The sequence below is a fragment of the Pseudomonas lini genome (genome assembly GCF_964063345.1).
Lineage (GTDB): Bacteria > Pseudomonadota > Gammaproteobacteria > Pseudomonadales > Pseudomonadaceae > Aquipseudomonas > Aquipseudomonas lini_B.
Genome location: NZ_OZ061318.1, coordinates 1,155,066 through 1,169,413, shown reverse-complemented (window position 1 = coordinate 1,169,413; position 14,348 = coordinate 1,155,066). Strand labels below are relative to the sequence as shown.

Annotated in this window: 18 protein-coding genes, 1 tRNA gene and 1 pseudogene; 14 read left to right on the top strand and 6 right to left on the bottom strand. The window is 56.0% G+C overall.

What is annotated here, in order from left to right; genetic code table 11:
- Window positions 1-345: 345 nt before the first annotated feature.
- The 5 genes from AB3226_RS05355 (at window position 346) to AB3226_RS05335 (ending at window position 5,805) form a co-directional block, all read left to right on the top strand.
- Window positions 346-1,551, top strand: coding sequence for an acetyl-CoA C-acetyltransferase (locus AB3226_RS05355; protein WP_367372301.1), 1,206 nt, complete (start codon window positions 346-348; stop codon window positions 1,549-1,551).
- A 24-nt stretch (window positions 1,552-1,575) separates the two neighbouring features.
- Complete coding sequence (locus tag AB3226_RS05350) at window positions 1,576-3,720, top strand: 3-hydroxyacyl-CoA dehydrogenase NAD-binding domain-containing protein (protein WP_367372300.1); 2,145 nt, start codon at window positions 1,576-1,578, stop codon at window positions 3,718-3,720.
- A gap of 107 nt (window positions 3,721-3,827) precedes the next feature.
- Window positions 3,828-4,562, top strand: coding sequence for an amidotransferase (locus tag AB3226_RS05345; RefSeq protein ID WP_367372299.1), 735 nt, complete (start codon window positions 3,828-3,830; stop codon window positions 4,560-4,562).
- Between the two features lie 116 nt (window positions 4,563-4,678).
- Window positions 4,679-4,975 (top strand): transposase, encoded by a 297-nt coding sequence (locus AB3226_RS05340; RefSeq protein WP_367372298.1) that lies wholly within the window; start codon window positions 4,679-4,681, stop codon window positions 4,973-4,975.
- 20 nt (window positions 4,976-4,995) lie between these two features.
- Entirely contained in the window at window positions 4,996-5,805 is an 810-nt protein-coding gene (locus tag AB3226_RS05335) for an IS3 family transposase (protein ID WP_367372297.1), read from the top strand.
- Between the two features lie 78 nt (window positions 5,806-5,883).
- On the opposite strand, the gene AB3226_RS05330 is transcribed toward AB3226_RS05335, so the two are convergent.
- The 3 genes from AB3226_RS05330 to AB3226_RS05320 form a co-directional block, all read right to left on the bottom strand.
- Window positions 5,884-6,855, bottom strand: a complete 972-nt coding sequence (locus AB3226_RS05330) for a magnesium and cobalt transport protein CorA (RefSeq protein WP_367372296.1) — start codon at window positions 6,853-6,855, stop codon at window positions 5,884-5,886.
- Window positions 6,856-7,000: 145 nt separating this feature from the next.
- Complete coding sequence (locus AB3226_RS05325; RefSeq protein ID WP_367372295.1) at window positions 7,001-7,723, bottom strand: lysophospholipid acyltransferase family protein; 723 nt, start codon at window positions 7,721-7,723, stop codon at window positions 7,001-7,003.
- Window positions 7,724-7,937: 214 nt separating this feature from the next.
- A complete protein-coding gene (locus AB3226_RS05320; RefSeq protein WP_258620980.1) occupies window positions 7,938-8,627 on the bottom strand; it encodes a crotonase/enoyl-CoA hydratase family protein in 690 nt (229 codons plus the stop codon).
- A 307-nt stretch (window positions 8,628-8,934) separates the two neighbouring features.
- Between AB3226_RS05320 and AB3226_RS05315 the strand changes: the two genes are divergently transcribed.
- A tRNA-Ser gene (locus AB3226_RS05315) sits at window positions 8,935-9,024 on the top strand.
- Between the two features lie 298 nt (window positions 9,025-9,322).
- A complete protein-coding gene (locus tag AB3226_RS05310; RefSeq protein ID WP_367375755.1) occupies window positions 9,323-9,520 on the top strand; it encodes a hypothetical protein in 198 nt (65 codons plus the stop codon).
- A gap of 48 nt (window positions 9,521-9,568) precedes the next feature.
- Here the strand turns inward: AB3226_RS05310 and AB3226_RS05305 are convergent.
- Window positions 9,569-9,773 (bottom strand): annotated as a pseudogene (locus AB3226_RS05305) (Fis family transcriptional regulator); the annotation flags it as partial.
- A gap of 111 nt (window positions 9,774-9,884) precedes the next feature.
- Entirely contained in the window at window positions 9,885-10,154 is a 270-nt protein-coding gene (locus AB3226_RS05300) for a short-chain dehydrogenase (RefSeq protein ID WP_367372294.1), read from the bottom strand.
- A 488-nt stretch (window positions 10,155-10,642) separates the two neighbouring features.
- Here AB3226_RS05300 and AB3226_RS05295 point away from each other — a divergent pair, with 488 nt between their 5' ends.
- The 7 genes from AB3226_RS05295 to AB3226_RS05265 all read left to right on the top strand — a co-directional run bounded on the left by AB3226_RS05295 (window position 10,643) and on the right by AB3226_RS05265 (window position 13,790).
- Window positions 10,643-10,963 carry a YbjQ family protein gene (locus AB3226_RS05295; protein WP_007902143.1) on the top strand — a complete coding sequence of 107 codons (321 nt, stop codon included), beginning with the start codon at window positions 10,643-10,645 and terminating at the stop codon, window positions 10,961-10,963.
- Window positions 10,964-11,181: 218 nt separating this feature from the next.
- Window positions 11,182-11,376: a hypothetical protein gene (locus AB3226_RS05290; protein ID WP_008072999.1), complete on the top strand. Its 195-nt coding sequence runs from the start codon at window positions 11,182-11,184 to the stop codon at window positions 11,374-11,376.
- Between the two features lie 340 nt (window positions 11,377-11,716).
- Window positions 11,717-12,082: a glycine zipper domain-containing protein gene (locus AB3226_RS05285; protein ID WP_038979874.1), complete on the top strand. Its 366-nt coding sequence runs from the start codon at window positions 11,717-11,719 to the stop codon at window positions 12,080-12,082.
- Between the two features lie 186 nt (window positions 12,083-12,268).
- Window positions 12,269-12,694: a glycine zipper domain-containing protein gene (locus AB3226_RS05280; protein WP_030127952.1), complete on the top strand. Its 426-nt coding sequence runs from the start codon at window positions 12,269-12,271 to the stop codon at window positions 12,692-12,694.
- Between the two features lie 128 nt (window positions 12,695-12,822).
- Entirely contained in the window at window positions 12,823-12,993 is a 171-nt protein-coding gene (locus AB3226_RS05275; RefSeq protein WP_007902135.1) for a hypothetical protein, read from the top strand.
- A gap of 104 nt (window positions 12,994-13,097) precedes the next feature.
- Entirely contained in the window at window positions 13,098-13,322 is a 225-nt protein-coding gene (locus AB3226_RS05270; RefSeq protein ID WP_367372293.1) for a hypothetical protein, read from the top strand.
- Between the two features lie 102 nt (window positions 13,323-13,424).
- A complete protein-coding gene (locus AB3226_RS05265; protein ID WP_367372292.1) occupies window positions 13,425-13,790 on the top strand; it encodes a hypothetical protein in 366 nt (121 codons plus the stop codon).
- 132 nt (window positions 13,791-13,922) lie between these two features.
- On the opposite strand, the gene AB3226_RS05260 is transcribed toward AB3226_RS05265, so the two are convergent.
- Window positions 13,923-14,348, bottom strand: coding sequence for a hypothetical protein (locus AB3226_RS05260; protein ID WP_367372291.1), 426 nt, complete (start codon window positions 14,346-14,348; stop codon window positions 13,923-13,925).

Sequence of the window (14,348 nt, the reverse complement as noted above, 5' to 3'; positions counted from 1 at the left end):
ACTTCGTACAGGTTTACCTTAGGGCCCGCGTCACGATTGGCTTAGATCCATTTCGTATGTATTGAGCACTCATCGCTTTTAAAAAAGCATGAGGCTTATGGCCAGCTTCTTGGGCGCCCGTTGGCTAGACAGCTTGGTGACTTGAATCGGTTTATCCGATAGCAGACTACCGTTCGTCTGAGCGTGACCGTCAACGCCAATGAGCACTGTGGTCATTGAATCCACGGCTGCTCGGCATAAGGTGAGGGCATAAAGATCAGGGGCACACGGTCTCCTGTAGAAGCCGCCGAAGGCTGCGATCGTTTGATTTTTTGATCTTCATTCACCGTCAGGTTCGAGGACGTCATGACCCAAGCTTTGATATTCGACGCGTTACGCACGCCCCGTGGCAAAGGCAAGGCCAATGGCGCCTTGCACAGCGTCAAGCCAGTGAATCTGGTGGCCGGGCTGCTGACGGCGCTGCAGCAGCGCACGTCGCTGGATACCAGTCAGGTCGATGATGTGGTACTCGGCTGTGTGACGCCCATTGGCGATCAGGGTTCCGACATCGCCAAGACCGCCACGCAGGTGGCCGATTGGGACGTCAGCGTGGCCGGGATGCAACTCAATCGCTTCTGCGCGTCGGGGCTGGAAGCGGTGAATCTCGGTGCGATCAAAGTGCGTTCCGGTTTCGAAGACCTGGTGGTGGTCGGTGGCGTCGAGTCGATGTCCCGCGTGCCCATGGGCAGCGATGGCGGGGCCTGGGCGCTGGACCCGGAAACCAATTTGCACAACCACTTCACGCCCCAGGGCGTGGGGGCCGACCTGATCGCCACGATTGAAGGCTTCAGCCGTCAGGACGTCGATGCCTTCGCGTTGCACTCCCAACAGAAGGCGGCGCGGGCACGGGCGAACGGTTCATTCAACAAGTCGCTGGTGCCGGTGCAGGACCAGAACGGCATCATCCTGCTCGATCACGATGAGTTCATCCGCGCCGAATCGACGATGGAAGGCCTGGGCAAGCTCAAGCCAAGTTTCGAAATGATCGGGCAAATGGGCTTCGACGCCACGGCATTGCGGGTTTACAGCCAGATCGAGCGGATCAACCACGTGCATACGCCGGGCAACAGTTCCGGGATCGTCGATGGCGCGGCGCTGATGCTGATCGGCTCCGAATCCAAGGGCCGGGCGCTGGGCTTGCAGCCACGGGCGCGAATCGTCGCCACGGCGGTCACCAGCACCGACCCGACCATCATGCTCACCGGCCCGGCGCCGGCCACTCGCAAGGCACTGGCCAAGGCAGGGCTGCGGGTCGAAGACATCGACCTGTTCGAAGTCAATGAAGCGTTCGCCTCGGTCGTGCTCAAGTTCATCAAGGACATGGCCATCGACCCCGACAAGGTCAACGTCAACGGCGGCTCCATCGCCATGGGCCACCCGCTCGGCGCCACCGGCTGCGCGATTCTCGGCACGCTGCTCGATGAACTGGAAACCCGGCGCCTGCGCTATGGCCTGGCGACATTGTGTGTCGGCGGCGGCATGGGCATTGCCACCATCATCGAACGCCTCTGAGCCCCGACTTCAAGGAATATTTTTATGAGCGAAGCCATTCGTTACGAAAAGGGTCAGGACCAGATCGTCGTCCTGACCATCGACATGCCGGGCCAGAGTGCCAACACCATGAACGCGGTCTACCGCGACGCCATGGCCACCTGCGTCGCCCGACTGGTCGCCGAAAAGGACGCCATTGCCGGCGTCATCATTACCTCGGCCAAGAAGACCTTCTTCGCCGGCGGCGACCTCAATGAACTGATCAAGGTCGGCAAACCCGAAGCCAAAGCCTTTTACGACATGGTGCTGACACTCAAGGGCCAACTGCGCACCCTGGAAACCCTCGGCAAACCGGTGGTCGCCGCCATTAACGGCGCGGCGCTCGGTGGCGGTTGGGAAATCTGCCTGGCGTGTCATCACCGTGTGGCGCTGGACAATCCGTCGGTGCTGCTGGGCCTGCCGGAAGTCACTCTTGGCCTGTTGCCGGGCGGCGGCGGGGTAGTGCGTATGGTCCGCATGTTGGGCATCGAAAAAGCTCTGCCGTATCTGCTTGAAGGCAAGAAGATCCGGCCGCAACAGGCGTTGCAGGCGCGGTTGATCGACGAGTTGGCCGCCGATCGCGATGAGATGATGGCCAAGGCGCGGGCATGGATTGTCGCTCACCCAGTCGCTGTGCAGCGCTGGGACGTGAAGGGTTATCAAATTCCTGGCGGCACGCCGTCGGATCCGAAACTCGCGCCGATGCTTGCTATCACGCCATCGATTCTGCGCAGCAAAACCCAAGGCTGTCTGCCCGCACCGGAGAAAATCCTCTGCGCTGCGGTGGAAGGCGCTCAAGTGGATTTCGATACGGCGCACCTGATCGAAACCCGCTACTTCACCGAGCTGACCACTGGCCAAGTGTCGAAAAACCTCATTGGCACGTTCTGGTTTCAGCTCAATGAGATCAATGCCGGCGGCTCGCGGCCCCAAGGCATAGCGCCTTATGTGACTAAGAAAGTCGGCGTGCTCGGTGCCGGGATGATGGGCGCGGGCATCGCGTTTGTCAGCGCATCGGCCGGCATCGACGTGGTGCTCAAAGACATCAACCTCGCTGCGGCAGAGAAGGGCAAGGCTCACTCGGCGGCGGTGCTGGACAAGAAAGTTGCGCGTGGTCAGTTAACCCGGGAGCAGCGCGAAGATATTCTGGCGCGAATCCATGCCACCAAAAACGATGCGGACCTGGCGGGTTGCGATCTGATTATTGAAGCGGTGTTTGAGGATCGCGAACTGAAGGCCAAGGTCTCATCGGCTGCGCAAACAGTCGTCGGCCCGGATGCGGTCATCGCCTCCAACACCTCGACCTTGCCGATCAGCGGCTTGGCCACGGCAGTGCCGGACCAGACAAAATTCATCGGCCTGCATTTCTTCAGTCCCGTGGAAAAAATGCCACTGGTGGAAATCATCAAGGGCGTCCATACCAGCGACGAAACCCTGGCTCGCGGGTTCGATTTCGTCCTGCAAATCAAGAAAACGCCGATTGTGGTCAACGACAGTCGCGGTTTCTTTACCTCGCGGGTGTTCGGCACCTTCACTAACGAAGGCATCGCCATGCTCGGCGAAGGTGTGAGCGCGCCGATGATCGAGACCGAAGCGCGCAAGGCCGGCATGCCTGTCGGGCCTCTGGCAATCTCCGACGAAGTTTCCCTCAGCCTCATGAGCCATATCCGCGAGCAAACCGCCAAAGACCTGCGAGCGGAAGGGAAAACCCTGATTGAGCACCCGGCGTTCGCCGTGATTGACTTGCTGCTCAAGGAATACAAGCGTCCGGGCAAGGCCGCTGGAGGTGGTTTCTACGATTACCCGGCCACAGGGCAGAAGCATTTGTGGCCTGAGCTGAAAGCCCGTTTCGAGAAAGCCGATGGGCAGATTTCGCCGAAGGACATACGCGATCGACTGCTGTTTGTACAAGCCATCGAAACCGTGCGCTGTATGGAGGAGGGCGTGCTGACCTCGACGGCGGATGCCAACGTCGGTTCGATCTTCGGCATCGGCTTCGCGGCCTGGACCGGCGGTGCGCTGCAGTTCATCAATCAGTACGGCGTGAAAGACTTCGTCGCGCGCGCTCAGTACTTGGCCGAGCAGTACGGTGAGCGCTTCACACCGCCTGCGCTGTTGCTGGAGAAAGCCGCCAAAAACGCGCTGTTCTAAGGGGAGCTCCAAGGGACCGATGACGCGCTCCGGGGCTTGCCTTGCCACTGTGTTTCAAGGCAGGCTCTGGGGTGTGCATTATTCCCATCATGTGTCAGGTATTTTTTATGTCGTTACGCATCTGCATTCTGGAAACCGACATCCTGCGTCCGGAACTGGTCGATCAATATCAGGGTTACGGGCAGATGTTCCAGCGTCTGTTTTCGCAGCAGCCCATCGCTGCCGAGTTCACCATGTACAACGTGATGCAGGGCGATTACCCCAGCGATGACCTGACCTTCGATGCGTATCTGGTCACCGGCAGCAAGGCCGATTCCTTCGGCACCGACCCGTGGATTCAAACCCTCAAGACGTATCTGCTGAGCCGTTACGAGCGGGGCGACAAACTGCTGGGCGTGTGCTTCGGCCATCAACTGCTGGCGCTGTTGTTGGGTGGCAAGAGCGAGCGGGCGACCCAGGGTTGGGGCGTCGGCACCCACAAGTACAAACTCGCGGCCAAAGCGCCGTGGATGAGCCCGCTGAGGGAAGAGCTGACGCTGCTGATCAGCCACCAGGATCAGGTCACCGCGCTGCCGGAAAACGCTACGGTCATCGCCTCGAGCGATTTCTGCCCGTTCGCCGCGTACCACATCAACGATCAAGTGCTGTGCTTCCAGGGGCATCCGGAGTTCATTCACGATTACTCACGGGCGTTGCTGGATATCCGTCAGGAAGCGCTGGGCGAGCAGATTTATTCGAAAGGTATGGCGAGTCTTGAACACGAGCATCACGGCACTACCGTCGCAGAGTGGATGATGCGGTTTGTGGCGCACAAGCCTGAGGGTGAGTCGGTTAAGCCATAAAAGCTTCGCGGGCAAGCCTCGCTCCTACAGGTGTTTCGGTGTTCTTGTAGGAGCGAGGCTATTGTGGCTCACTGTTTTTGGACCATGATGTAGGAGTCTCGACCTAAGGAAGCATCATGGGATATCGGGTTGTTAAGGCCGAGGAAAAAGCGGAAGCCATTCGCTTGGTTGTGGAAATGAATTACTCCATCCCTAAAGCCTGTGAGCTAACCAAGGTTGGACCCACAGCCCTACGTCGTTGGGTTCTGAGTTGGCGCCGGGAGCAGGCGGGAATGTTGCAGCCAACTCGGCCACAAGATCAGGAAATGATCGAGTCGTTGCAGGCGAAACTGGCGTTGCTCGAGGCCGAGAACCAAGTGCTAAAAAAGCAATTGCCCTCTCATCTAAAGGTTCTGTTCGGTCGAACCAAGTGATTGATGGCGCTAGAGGGGGAATGTCGGTTCGACGCATTTGCTCGGTGCTCGGTTTTGCCCGCAGTAGCTATTACGTTAAGCGCAAACCTGAGCAGCGCCGCCTAGCCCAGCGCCCCTTGGAGCTTCAAATTCGTGCGCTACATAAAGAGCATCGTGAGGCGCTCGGCGCTCGCGGGCTATCCAAAGAGTTAAGAAAGTCGGGCATTTTCATCGGGCGCTATCGAATGGGCACTTTGATCAAGACCCTCGGTCTGCCAAGGCGCCGGCCACGTTATGCCCACTATCGCCGTGCTACCAAGCCTGCGGTGACTGCGCCGAACATACTTGATCGTCGCTTTAATCCAATCCAGCCAAATACGCTCTGGGCAGGCGATATCACCTACATCAAAGTGAAAGACAGTTGGTTGTATCTGGCGGTGGTGATGGATCTGTTTTCACGCAGGATCGTCGGGTGGGCGTGCTCAAGGACCGCAGACACCGAGCTGTCTATCAAGGCGCTAAGGCTGGCGGTAGCGCTGCGTCGACCGATGCCTGAGCTGCTATTTCACTCAGACCAGGGCTGTCAGTACACCGCTGACCGTTTTGTTGCATGCTTGGCAGAAAGCAGGATCGTCCAGAGCATGAGCCGCCGTGGCAACTGCTGGGACAATGCGGTGGTAGAGCGTTATTTCAGAACGCTGAAACACGAATGGATGCCGCAGGGCGGCTACCAGAATCATTTCGAGGCGGAGAAGGATGTGATGGATTTTATCTCGCACTACAACCATCGCCGTTGCCACACTGCCTCGAACGACCTGCCGCCAGCGCTCTTTGAGCAGCTGGCGGCCTAATACTTCTACAGATTGGTCTAAAAAAACTGGACCGCTACAGGCTATTGCCCGCGAATTTCGCAGACGACTCGGTCCTGACTACAACCACCCCGACCGCTTGAAACTCGCCCACAAACCAACACACCCAACGGTGATGAAACCCAACACCGCGAAATACCCGTAATGCCAGGTCAACTCTGGCATGTCCTCGAAGTTCATCCCGTAAATCCCCGCCACCGCCGTCGGGAAGGCAAGAATCGCCGCCCATGCCGCAAATTTACGCTGCACCACACTCTGCCGTGACGCCTCCAGCAACACCCCGATTTCGATGGTCTGGCTGGCAATGTCCGCGAGAGTCGTCAGGTCTTCCATCTGCCGCGTGACATGAATCTGCACATCGCGGAAATACGGGCGCATGTTCTTGTCGATGAACGGAAAGCTCAGTTTCTGCAGTTCCTCGCCGATTTCCACCATTGGCGCCGCAAACCGGCGCAAGCGCAATACATCACGCCGCAGACTGTGGAGTTTCTGAATGTCGCGCTCGTTCAGGGAACCGCACATAACGTTTTGTTCCAGCTCATCGATCTCGGCGTGGATCGCTTCGCCCATCGGCTGGTAGTTTTCAATCACGAAGTCGAGGATGGCATAAAGTACGAAATCTTCCCCATGCTCCAACAACAGCGGCCGCGCCTCACAACGCTGTCGGACGTACGCGTAGGACGCCGAATGACCATTGCGTGCGGTAATGATGTAACCCTTGCCGGCGAAGATATGAGTCTCGATGAACTCCAGTTTGCCTTCATTGCGGATTGGCGAATACGTGACGATAAACAGTGCGTCGCCGAACGTTTCCAGCTTCGGTCGGCTGTGTTTTTCCAGGGCGTCTTCGATGGCCAGTTCGTGCAGGTTGAACTGGCGTTGCAGGTTGAACAGCTCCTGGGCGTTCGGCTCTTCGAGGCCAATCCACACAAAGTGGCCAGGCTTGGCAGCCCAGGCAGCGCCTTCGTCGAGGGTGATATTGGTGACTTTTTTACCGGCGCTGTAAACCGCAGCAGCAACGACTCTACCCATGATGGTGATTCACTTCTTGTTAGCCGCTTTCTGTAAAGACTGGCGGTGCCAGGCAGGATTCAGCTTAACCTTGTCTGCTGCTTGAGAGTCAGCAAAATCTGTAGAGTTCGCAGGTAAAAGAAAACCCGCACAGGGCGGGTTTCTTTCAGGCGGCTTGCAGTTGCCGATCCATCGAGTCGATACACTCGCGCATCTGCTCGCGGCACTGGGCGATCAGCATCGGCATGTCATCCAGACTCAATCCAGCCGTAGGAATCGCCGGCAGCGAACGGATCAGAATCTTCCCACTGCGCCAGCGGTTCAATCGCATGTGTTTGACGTAACTGCTGACACACACCGGCACGATTGGCACGCCCGCGGCAATCGCCATCTGGAACGCGCCTTTCTTGAACGGCAGCAACTCTTCGCCGAGGTTGCGCGTACCTTCCGGGAAGACCCAGATCGAGGTGTCTTCATGTTGCAAGGTGCGAGTAGTGGTCAGCATCGACTGGCGTGCCTTGTGCGCATTGCCACGGTCAATCAATACATTGCCGGCCAGCCAGAACAACTGCCCGAACAGCGGCACCCACTTAAGGCTCTTCTTGCCGATGCACACGGTGCGGCGGGGCACCACGTTGCCGAACACAAACAGATCGTAGTTGGACTGGTGGTTGGCGATGATCACGCAGCTGTCAGGCTTAGCCATCAACGGCCCGACGTCAGTCTTCACCCGCAAACGCAAAATGCACATCGCCGGCCACGCATACAGACGTGCGCATAAACGGCTGTTGTCCGGATTAAACGGCCGGCATAGACCGAGGATCACTCCGAGCACGCCGGCCAGAATAAAGTGCAAGCCCATCAATAACATACGAAACACAAACAGCATTTAAAGGGCCCACCGGGACAAAAGGTGGCGCAGTGTACGGATGTGCACTGTTTTCGGCAATTGCCGCTATAGAAGTGGGAGATAGCCGATGTTTGAGCGCATGTTTCCGACTTATGGGTCAGATGCGGACTAGAGCGGTTGTAAGCTTTTAAACCAGACACACATGAAAAAGCCCGACACGACGGTCGGGCTTTTCGGTGCAACGCGTTCGGGCTTAACCCATATGCTCCTGATCCAGGATGATCGCGTTGTCCAGCGTCTCCAGCAGCGCCTTGCGCACTTTCAACTTGGTGTTCTTGTGGGCGATCATGTTGAGCTTCTTCAACTGACGGGCCGCCGCCAGCGCTGCGCCTTGCAGCTCTTCGGCCGACACCACCAAATCAAGGAAACCGGCATCCACAGCACTCTGCGGATTGAACATCTCGGCATTGATCACCGCACGATGAAACGCCGACTTGCGCAGACGATCACGCGCCAGCTCGATACCGGCGTGGTGCATGGTCATACCGATCTGCACTTCGTTCAGACCAATGCTGAACGGGCCATCGACACCAATGCGGTAGTCAGCCGACAACAGAATAAACGCACCCTTGGCCACCGCATGCCCAGGACACGCCACGACCACCGGGAACGGGTGCGACAGCAGACGACGAGCCAGTGTCGAACCGGCAGCTACGAGTGCTCTGGCTTCGTTAGGGCCGGCCGTCATCACCTTCAAGTCATAACCACCCGAAAAAATGCCCGGTTGACTGGTAATGATCACTACTGCCCGATCCGCCACCGCCCGATCCAGCGCAGCGTTAAACGCAACAATCACATCCGGCGAGATGGCATTGACCTTGCCATTGCTCAAGGTCAGGGTCGCGATACCGTCTTCGAGATGGTAGGAAATCAACTCACTCATGACGCCAATCCTTCTAATAAAGTAGGGCAGACGTTACCCACCGTCGTAGGCCAGGTAAAGCGCCGTGACTGACCACTCGGTCACCCTTTCCCCGCCCGGCAAGCATTGCCGGCCACGCCAGCCGTGCATTCCCCTCTATATAGAAGAGGGCGCGAAGCCGGAGATTGGCGGGTTTGCCATGGCACGGCCCCCACCGGAACGACTAAATCGCTAACCGCATGAAAATTCTGCAAAAAAAGTTTGCCATCAGAAAAGCTTTCGACTACATTAGCGCGCCTCGACAGACAGAACATGTTTGACGAGATACGGTGAAGTGTCCGAGTGGCTTAAGGAGCACGCCTGGAAAGTGTGTATACAAGAAATTGTATCGAGAGTTCGAATCTCTCCTTCACCGCCAAATTCGATATACACAAAACCCCTGATTTCGAGAGAAGTCAGGGGTTTTGTGGTTTCTGGTGTCTGGATTTCATGCATGGCGACTTCAGCGAAGGCGCTTCCGAAATTGATGTAGGAAGATTGATTGACGTGTGGGAAGCAATGCTGGAAAGCCAGATGGTTGGGGGCTTTTATCGGTTTTGGCACCTCATATGAGTCGCACTGTGAGGAGTATTGGTTTTGCGCCTTCAGGGTGCAAAATGACTCAAAGGGCAGCTGACAAGAAGCGCCCCATTATCTGTAACGGGCGCGCACACGTTATGCAGGAATTCACTATTAAACAGGCCGAGCTGAAAAAGGTTCACGTAGAAATCGTCAAGCTGATGGCTGAACAGCGCAAGCTGAACGCCGAAGCTGGCAAGATGACCTGTGAAATTTTTTGGTATCCGGTAGGCGTTGCGACTGGTCTGATCGTGACGGTGGCAACTATTACTGCGGCGTTGATCAAGCTTCTCTAATCCCTACAGGACTCGAGATTAGGGCTTGGTTTTCTGAGGGAGGGCAGGGGCCAATGTCATGCTTGAGTCATTTTGATCGAGTGCCCAATCCACTGCGGTGCGGCTTGTATGCATCTGCTCGGCAAGGGTTCAGCTTCGTAGCCTCAGCAATTTGCCAGGAAATGACGCGCTTGAGAGCTGCAGCGGAAACCTCTTCGGCAAGACCTTGCGCGCCAAGGAAGTCATCGAAGTCAGATCCGATATGCTTGTTCATCTTTTGTGCCTCATAGTTTTTCTTTGCACTGTTTGGCGGTTACCGAATTATTTTCGGGTTTGTTGGCACGCAACAAAATGGGTGACTGTCTGGTCGCCCATTTCTTATTTATCAATCCGGCATTTTATCCAGCCTCCGCCCAATTACATCCAGCACATCACACCCATCCTGCAGTGGAATAGCGCAAAGCAACGCGAAGTCGCTAAGAATCACCGAGTCGCTGGCAATATCACCGCGCATTGCGAGGTTTTCCAGGACTTGAGTAACGGCGCGGATTCGATAGCCAGCTGCGTCGAGCAGTATATGCAGAGGTTTTGTGGTGTCGACAAACAGCGTGGGTTGGTCGTCGGCGTTGCTGGTGAGGGCCATGTATTGCTGCATGAGTGATGCTCCAGATGAATTAGGGAGAACCACCACTCATTCGTCGCCAAACGAATAGGTGGCGGCTGTACGCAGGTTGGCGAACCGGGACAAAAGGAAAACCGGCAGACCCAAAGGTCTCCCGCGCACAGCTACCATGGAGCAGCTTATTGCGCGCAGAAGCGCTCCGCAAATTAACCTGAAGGCTTCTGCACTTTCGTCATCGAGTCGCCAAACCCGAGCCGCCATTTGGGCGACATCCAGACTATAGGCGTGCATTCCAAACCAGAGCAATGCACGAACGGCGCGTTGCTTCCGAACGATATGTAGGACTTGACTCCTTTTCGGTACGACCTTTTCAAACCGTCCTCAAAACCCCATTTCAGGTGAGTTCCGCCCCCCTGTTAGACTGCCAAACCCCTCGGCGCTAATCGATCTCTATACTCAATTCTCGCGCCGTTTTTCCCGTCGTTTAACCCTGTCGACGACAGCTTGAACAAGGACATTTCATGATCACCACTACAACCCACACCATCGAAGGTCGGCAAATCACTGCTTACCTGGACATCGTCAGCGCCGAGTCGGTGCAGGGCGTTAACGTGATCCGCGATCTGTTCGCTGGCATGCGGGATTTTTTCGGTGGGCGCTCTCAAACGTTGGAACGGGCATTGAAGGATGCGCGGATTCAGGCGACCGACGAGATCAAGGAGCGGGCGCGGGCGCTTCAGGCGGATGCAGTGGTAGGGCTCGATTATGAGATCAGCATGCCGGCCGGCAAGGGTGGAATGGTGGTGGTGTTTGTGACCGGGACGGCGGTCAAACTGAGGTAAGTTGGCGTCAAAAAATCTTTAGGGCACCCGTGCCAATGGCGTGCGCGTGTGTTTATTCGCCATCTGATTTTGTAGGAAGCAAGCGCGGCCATTCGTCGGTACGTAACAATCTGAATCACAAGTCCGGGAATGACCGACTAGTCTCAAAATCCTGGGTGGTCGATATTTTTCAGGCAAATAGGGCTTGCCGGTATCGACCCGTTGAGAGGAGCGAAGATATGACTGAGCCGTATATCGAAGACGACGGGGCGGAGTTTCCAATCAATAATTGCGTGCAGTGTGGTCAGACGGACTATGTGCCGAGCTTCGGTGAAGACCGTATCAAAATCAACAAAATCAAATCTACAGTGCCTCGAACTCGAGGGCCGAAGTCGAAATTCATGCCCAAGCTGGGCGCGCCTTCCAGGAAGTAAACAGTGACTCGTACGAGCCCCGCCATTGAGCGGGGTTTCTTGTTTTTGAAGGGTAAAAGCATGGCTTGATGGCAATGCAGAGAAATGTCCTACAGTGGTGTAGGTTTTTTCACAAACTTTTCACACCAGCCTACGTAATCTCAGCTCATCCGTTAGAAAGTAGTACCCTGGCCCGTCTCCCCAGCGGGCTTTTTTTTGCCTGTCATAAAACCTTTTCCATAAATGCTGTCCAACCGTCGCCAATGACGAGGTTGTTCCGTGTTTGTGTCTGGACTTTGCCTCCTCTAAAGCATTCAATCTCCGGCCTTTCGGTTTCCCCCCCTTTGTTGAGGTTCTCGTTATGCGTTTGACACTGCCTGCTCTGGTTCTGGGCCTTTTGGTTGCACAAGGTGCAATGGCTGCCGGTGATGGCACTGCCGCGCTCGGTGGTGGTCTGGGTGGCGCACTGGGTAATGTGGTCGGTCAGAAAATGGGCGGCAGCACAGGTGCAGCGATTGGTGCTGGCGTAGCGGGCGCAGCCGGCAGTGCTGTTGCCGCACGCAAAGGCAGCCGCACCAAAGCGGCTATCGGTGGCGGTGTCGGTGCGGCGGGCGGTTCGGTGATCGGCAATAGCCTGGGCGGCAAGACAGGTTCCACCATCGGTGCTGGTCTAGGCGGTGCATTGGGCGGCGGTGTGGGCAGCAATCTGTCCAAAAAGCGCCACTGATCCTGAATGATCCGCTGAAAAAGCCCGGCTCGATGCCGGGCTTTTTCGTTTTGGAACGTTTCTCCTGTATGTGGCTCAAATCTCGTACAGTCGGCATTTGCGTTACTGTTCAATAGACGCAGATGCCAGGCTTAGGCCTATCCGCGGCTCGTTCTTCCCCCGATGCGGAAATTAGAGGTTCATATCATGCGTTTGACATTGTCCACGGTGGTTTTAGGACTTTTGGTCGCTCAGGGTGCAATGGCTGCCGGTGACGGCACTGCTGCTGTGGGCGGTGGTCTTGGCGGCGCGTTGGGTAACGTGGTCGGCGGTCAACTAGGCGGCAGCACGGGAGCAGCGGTTGGCGCTGGCGTCGGCGGTGCGGCAGGCAGCGCGGTCGGTGCGCGCAAGGGCAGTCGAACAGAAGCGGCCGTTGGCGGCGGTATTGGCGCTGCGGGCGGCTCAGTGATCGGCAATAGTTTGGGCGGCTCCACCGGTTCGACCATTGGTGCTGGTGTGGGCGGTGCAGCCGGTGGCGCGGTGGGCAGCAACCTGGGTAATGACAGCGGCAGCTCGCATTCCGGTGGCGGCAAACACAAACACAAGCATAAAAATAAGTACAAGCATCGCTAACTCGATATCGAGTGACAGTAGAAACCCGGCCCAGTGCCGGGTTTTTCGTTTCTGTTAGTAGGACTCTGGAACGTTTGCCCGTAGGACGCCTCGAACTTCATACACCCCTGAACGTTTTGAGGCATGTCATGACTCCGGAAACCGAAGGCATGGAAGATGAAGGTCCGATCAACGATCCTGGCAACGAAGATCCGGGGTCTCTAATGGACGACGCTACGGTGCCGCTCAACGATGCCGATGACGCAGGCGATGTGGGCAATTGCGAGTACGACGAATACGACGAGGAAGATGACGAGTGACAAGGATTTGCGGGCCGACCGATCGTCCCTCTGATCGAACCGCGCCTATCGTGTTGTCCTCGAAATGTCAGGATCTGCTTTTCAGGTCCATTGAGAGGTGCGTTATGAACGCTGATCCAAAAGACTCTGATATCGACGACGATACCCCCGAATATCCGCTGCCTTCACCCACCGACTCCCTGAGTCGCGATCAGCGCCCGCCCGACGATGACGACACCGGCGTGGAGCAGGTGCCCACCGATACCGATGATGTGACGCGCGGGGATGTGGAAGCCAATCCCGATGACCCGGACATTGCCGGCGACGATCTATCGGGAGAACCGAGCTGAAGCCTGCGCAGCGATCCATCGCCGCTCGTCGATTGCGCGGCATCTTTTAAAAAGCGACCGCTGTCAGACATCAGGTAAAGCACTCTTTAAAGGAGGTGCGCCATGATCAGGTCAAAACTGACGACCCTGACAGTGGTCGGCTTATTGTCGATCAGTTCATTGACGGCGTTAGCTCAATCCTCCGGCCGCGATGCGCCGGTCGACAAGGGCGGAATGCCACCTTATTCGGAAATGAATGCAGGTTCCTCGGATGGGAAGACGCCGCCACCGGACACCATTGGTGGTGGGAATGGCGGCGATGCCAATGGAAGTAGCACCAGCCCGGGGAAGGGAAGTGGGTCGATGAGCGATGGAAGTTCGATGGGGAGTGGTTCTGGAAGTGGGTCTGGAGAATCAGATGATTTTGAAATTGATGAGAACGGTAGTGGAGTAGGAAGTGGAGGTAAAACCGGTAGTTCTGGCGGTTAAGTCAGAGTGTTTACTGTACAACTGAGCCCAGCGTCTGGGCTTTGGTACTTTTTTTCACAGGCGTCACTGATGCTTGACGCATTGCTCGATGAGCGTGTTGCGTGCGTTCATGATTCTATGTTGTTGGTTGTTCTATTGAGTATTATCTTCAGATTTTTTTTGCGTTGTAATAATTAATGACTCGATCCAGTTTTTATAGAAGGTTTTTTGCTCTTCAATGTTGCTAGTAATATTTTGGTCTTCGTAGTCGAAAATTCGTACTATGTCCTCTTCTTCGCTAGGTTTTCCAAGTTTAAGTTCGTATGCGACTAAGCCGCTAGACATTTGGGACGACATTCGTGAAGGATGAACATTTAATTTGGCTCCTTTGCACAGAAATTTTATCTCAGGATAGTCGGCTCTTAACATGCCAAAGCATACGTAAAGGTCATAGGCTGTATAAACTTTTTTTAAACCACTTTGCATCGTGAATGTGAGTGTCGGTTTTTTTCTGTCGCATTCGATTGTGGCCCTTTCTATGACCCCATGAATGTTTATTAAAATGTCTATTGTTTTCAT

Excerpts from the sequence above, each read along its gene's own strand:
- AB3226_RS05295 (WP_007902143.1), top strand. The coding sequence starts at position 10,643 with ATGATCACCACTACAACCCACACCATCGAAGGTCGGCAAATCACTGCT.
- AB3226_RS05310 (WP_367375755.1), top strand. The coding sequence starts at position 9,323 with ATGCAGGAATTCACTATTAAACAGGCCGAGCTGAAAAAGGTTCACGTA.
- AB3226_RS05345 (WP_367372299.1), top strand. The coding sequence starts at position 3,828 with ATGTCGTTACGCATCTGCATTCTGGAAACCGACATCCTGCGTCCGGAA.
- AB3226_RS05290 (WP_008072999.1), top strand. The coding sequence starts at position 11,182 with ATGACTGAGCCGTATATCGAAGACGACGGGGCGGAGTTTCCAATCAAT.
- AB3226_RS05355 (WP_367372301.1), top strand. The coding sequence starts at position 346 with ATGACCCAAGCTTTGATATTCGACGCGTTACGCACGCCCCGTGGCAAA.
- AB3226_RS05320 (WP_258620980.1), bottom strand. The coding sequence starts at position 8,627 with ATGAGTGAGTTGATTTCCTACCATCTCGAAGACGGTATCGCGACCCTG.
- AB3226_RS05325 (WP_367372295.1), bottom strand. The coding sequence starts at position 7,723 with ATGCTGTTTGTGTTTCGTATGTTATTGATGGGCTTGCACTTTATTCTG.
- AB3226_RS05350 (WP_367372300.1), top strand. The coding sequence starts at position 1,576 with ATGAGCGAAGCCATTCGTTACGAAAAGGGTCAGGACCAGATCGTCGTC.
- AB3226_RS05260 (WP_367372291.1), bottom strand. The coding sequence starts at position 14,348 with ATGAAAACAATAGACATTTTAATAAACATTCATGGGGTCATAGAAAGG.
- AB3226_RS05270 (WP_367372293.1), top strand. The coding sequence starts at position 13,098 with ATGAACGCTGATCCAAAAGACTCTGATATCGACGACGATACCCCCGAA.
- AB3226_RS05280 (WP_030127952.1), top strand. The coding sequence starts at position 12,269 with ATGCGTTTGACATTGTCCACGGTGGTTTTAGGACTTTTGGTCGCTCAG.
- AB3226_RS05285 (WP_038979874.1), top strand. The coding sequence starts at position 11,717 with ATGCGTTTGACACTGCCTGCTCTGGTTCTGGGCCTTTTGGTTGCACAA.
- AB3226_RS05265 (WP_367372292.1), top strand. The coding sequence starts at position 13,425 with ATGATCAGGTCAAAACTGACGACCCTGACAGTGGTCGGCTTATTGTCG.
- AB3226_RS05330 (WP_367372296.1), bottom strand. The coding sequence starts at position 6,855 with ATGGGTAGAGTCGTTGCTGCTGCGGTTTACAGCGCCGGTAAAAAAGTC.
- AB3226_RS05300 (WP_367372294.1), bottom strand. The coding sequence starts at position 10,154 with ATGCAGCAATACATGGCCCTCACCAGCAACGCCGACGACCAACCCACG.
- AB3226_RS05275 (WP_007902135.1), top strand. The coding sequence starts at position 12,823 with ATGACTCCGGAAACCGAAGGCATGGAAGATGAAGGTCCGATCAACGAT.
- AB3226_RS05340 (WP_367372298.1), top strand. The coding sequence starts at position 4,679 with ATGGGATATCGGGTTGTTAAGGCCGAGGAAAAAGCGGAAGCCATTCGC.
- AB3226_RS05335 (WP_367372297.1), top strand. The coding sequence starts at position 4,996 with ATGTCGGTTCGACGCATTTGCTCGGTGCTCGGTTTTGCCCGCAGTAGC.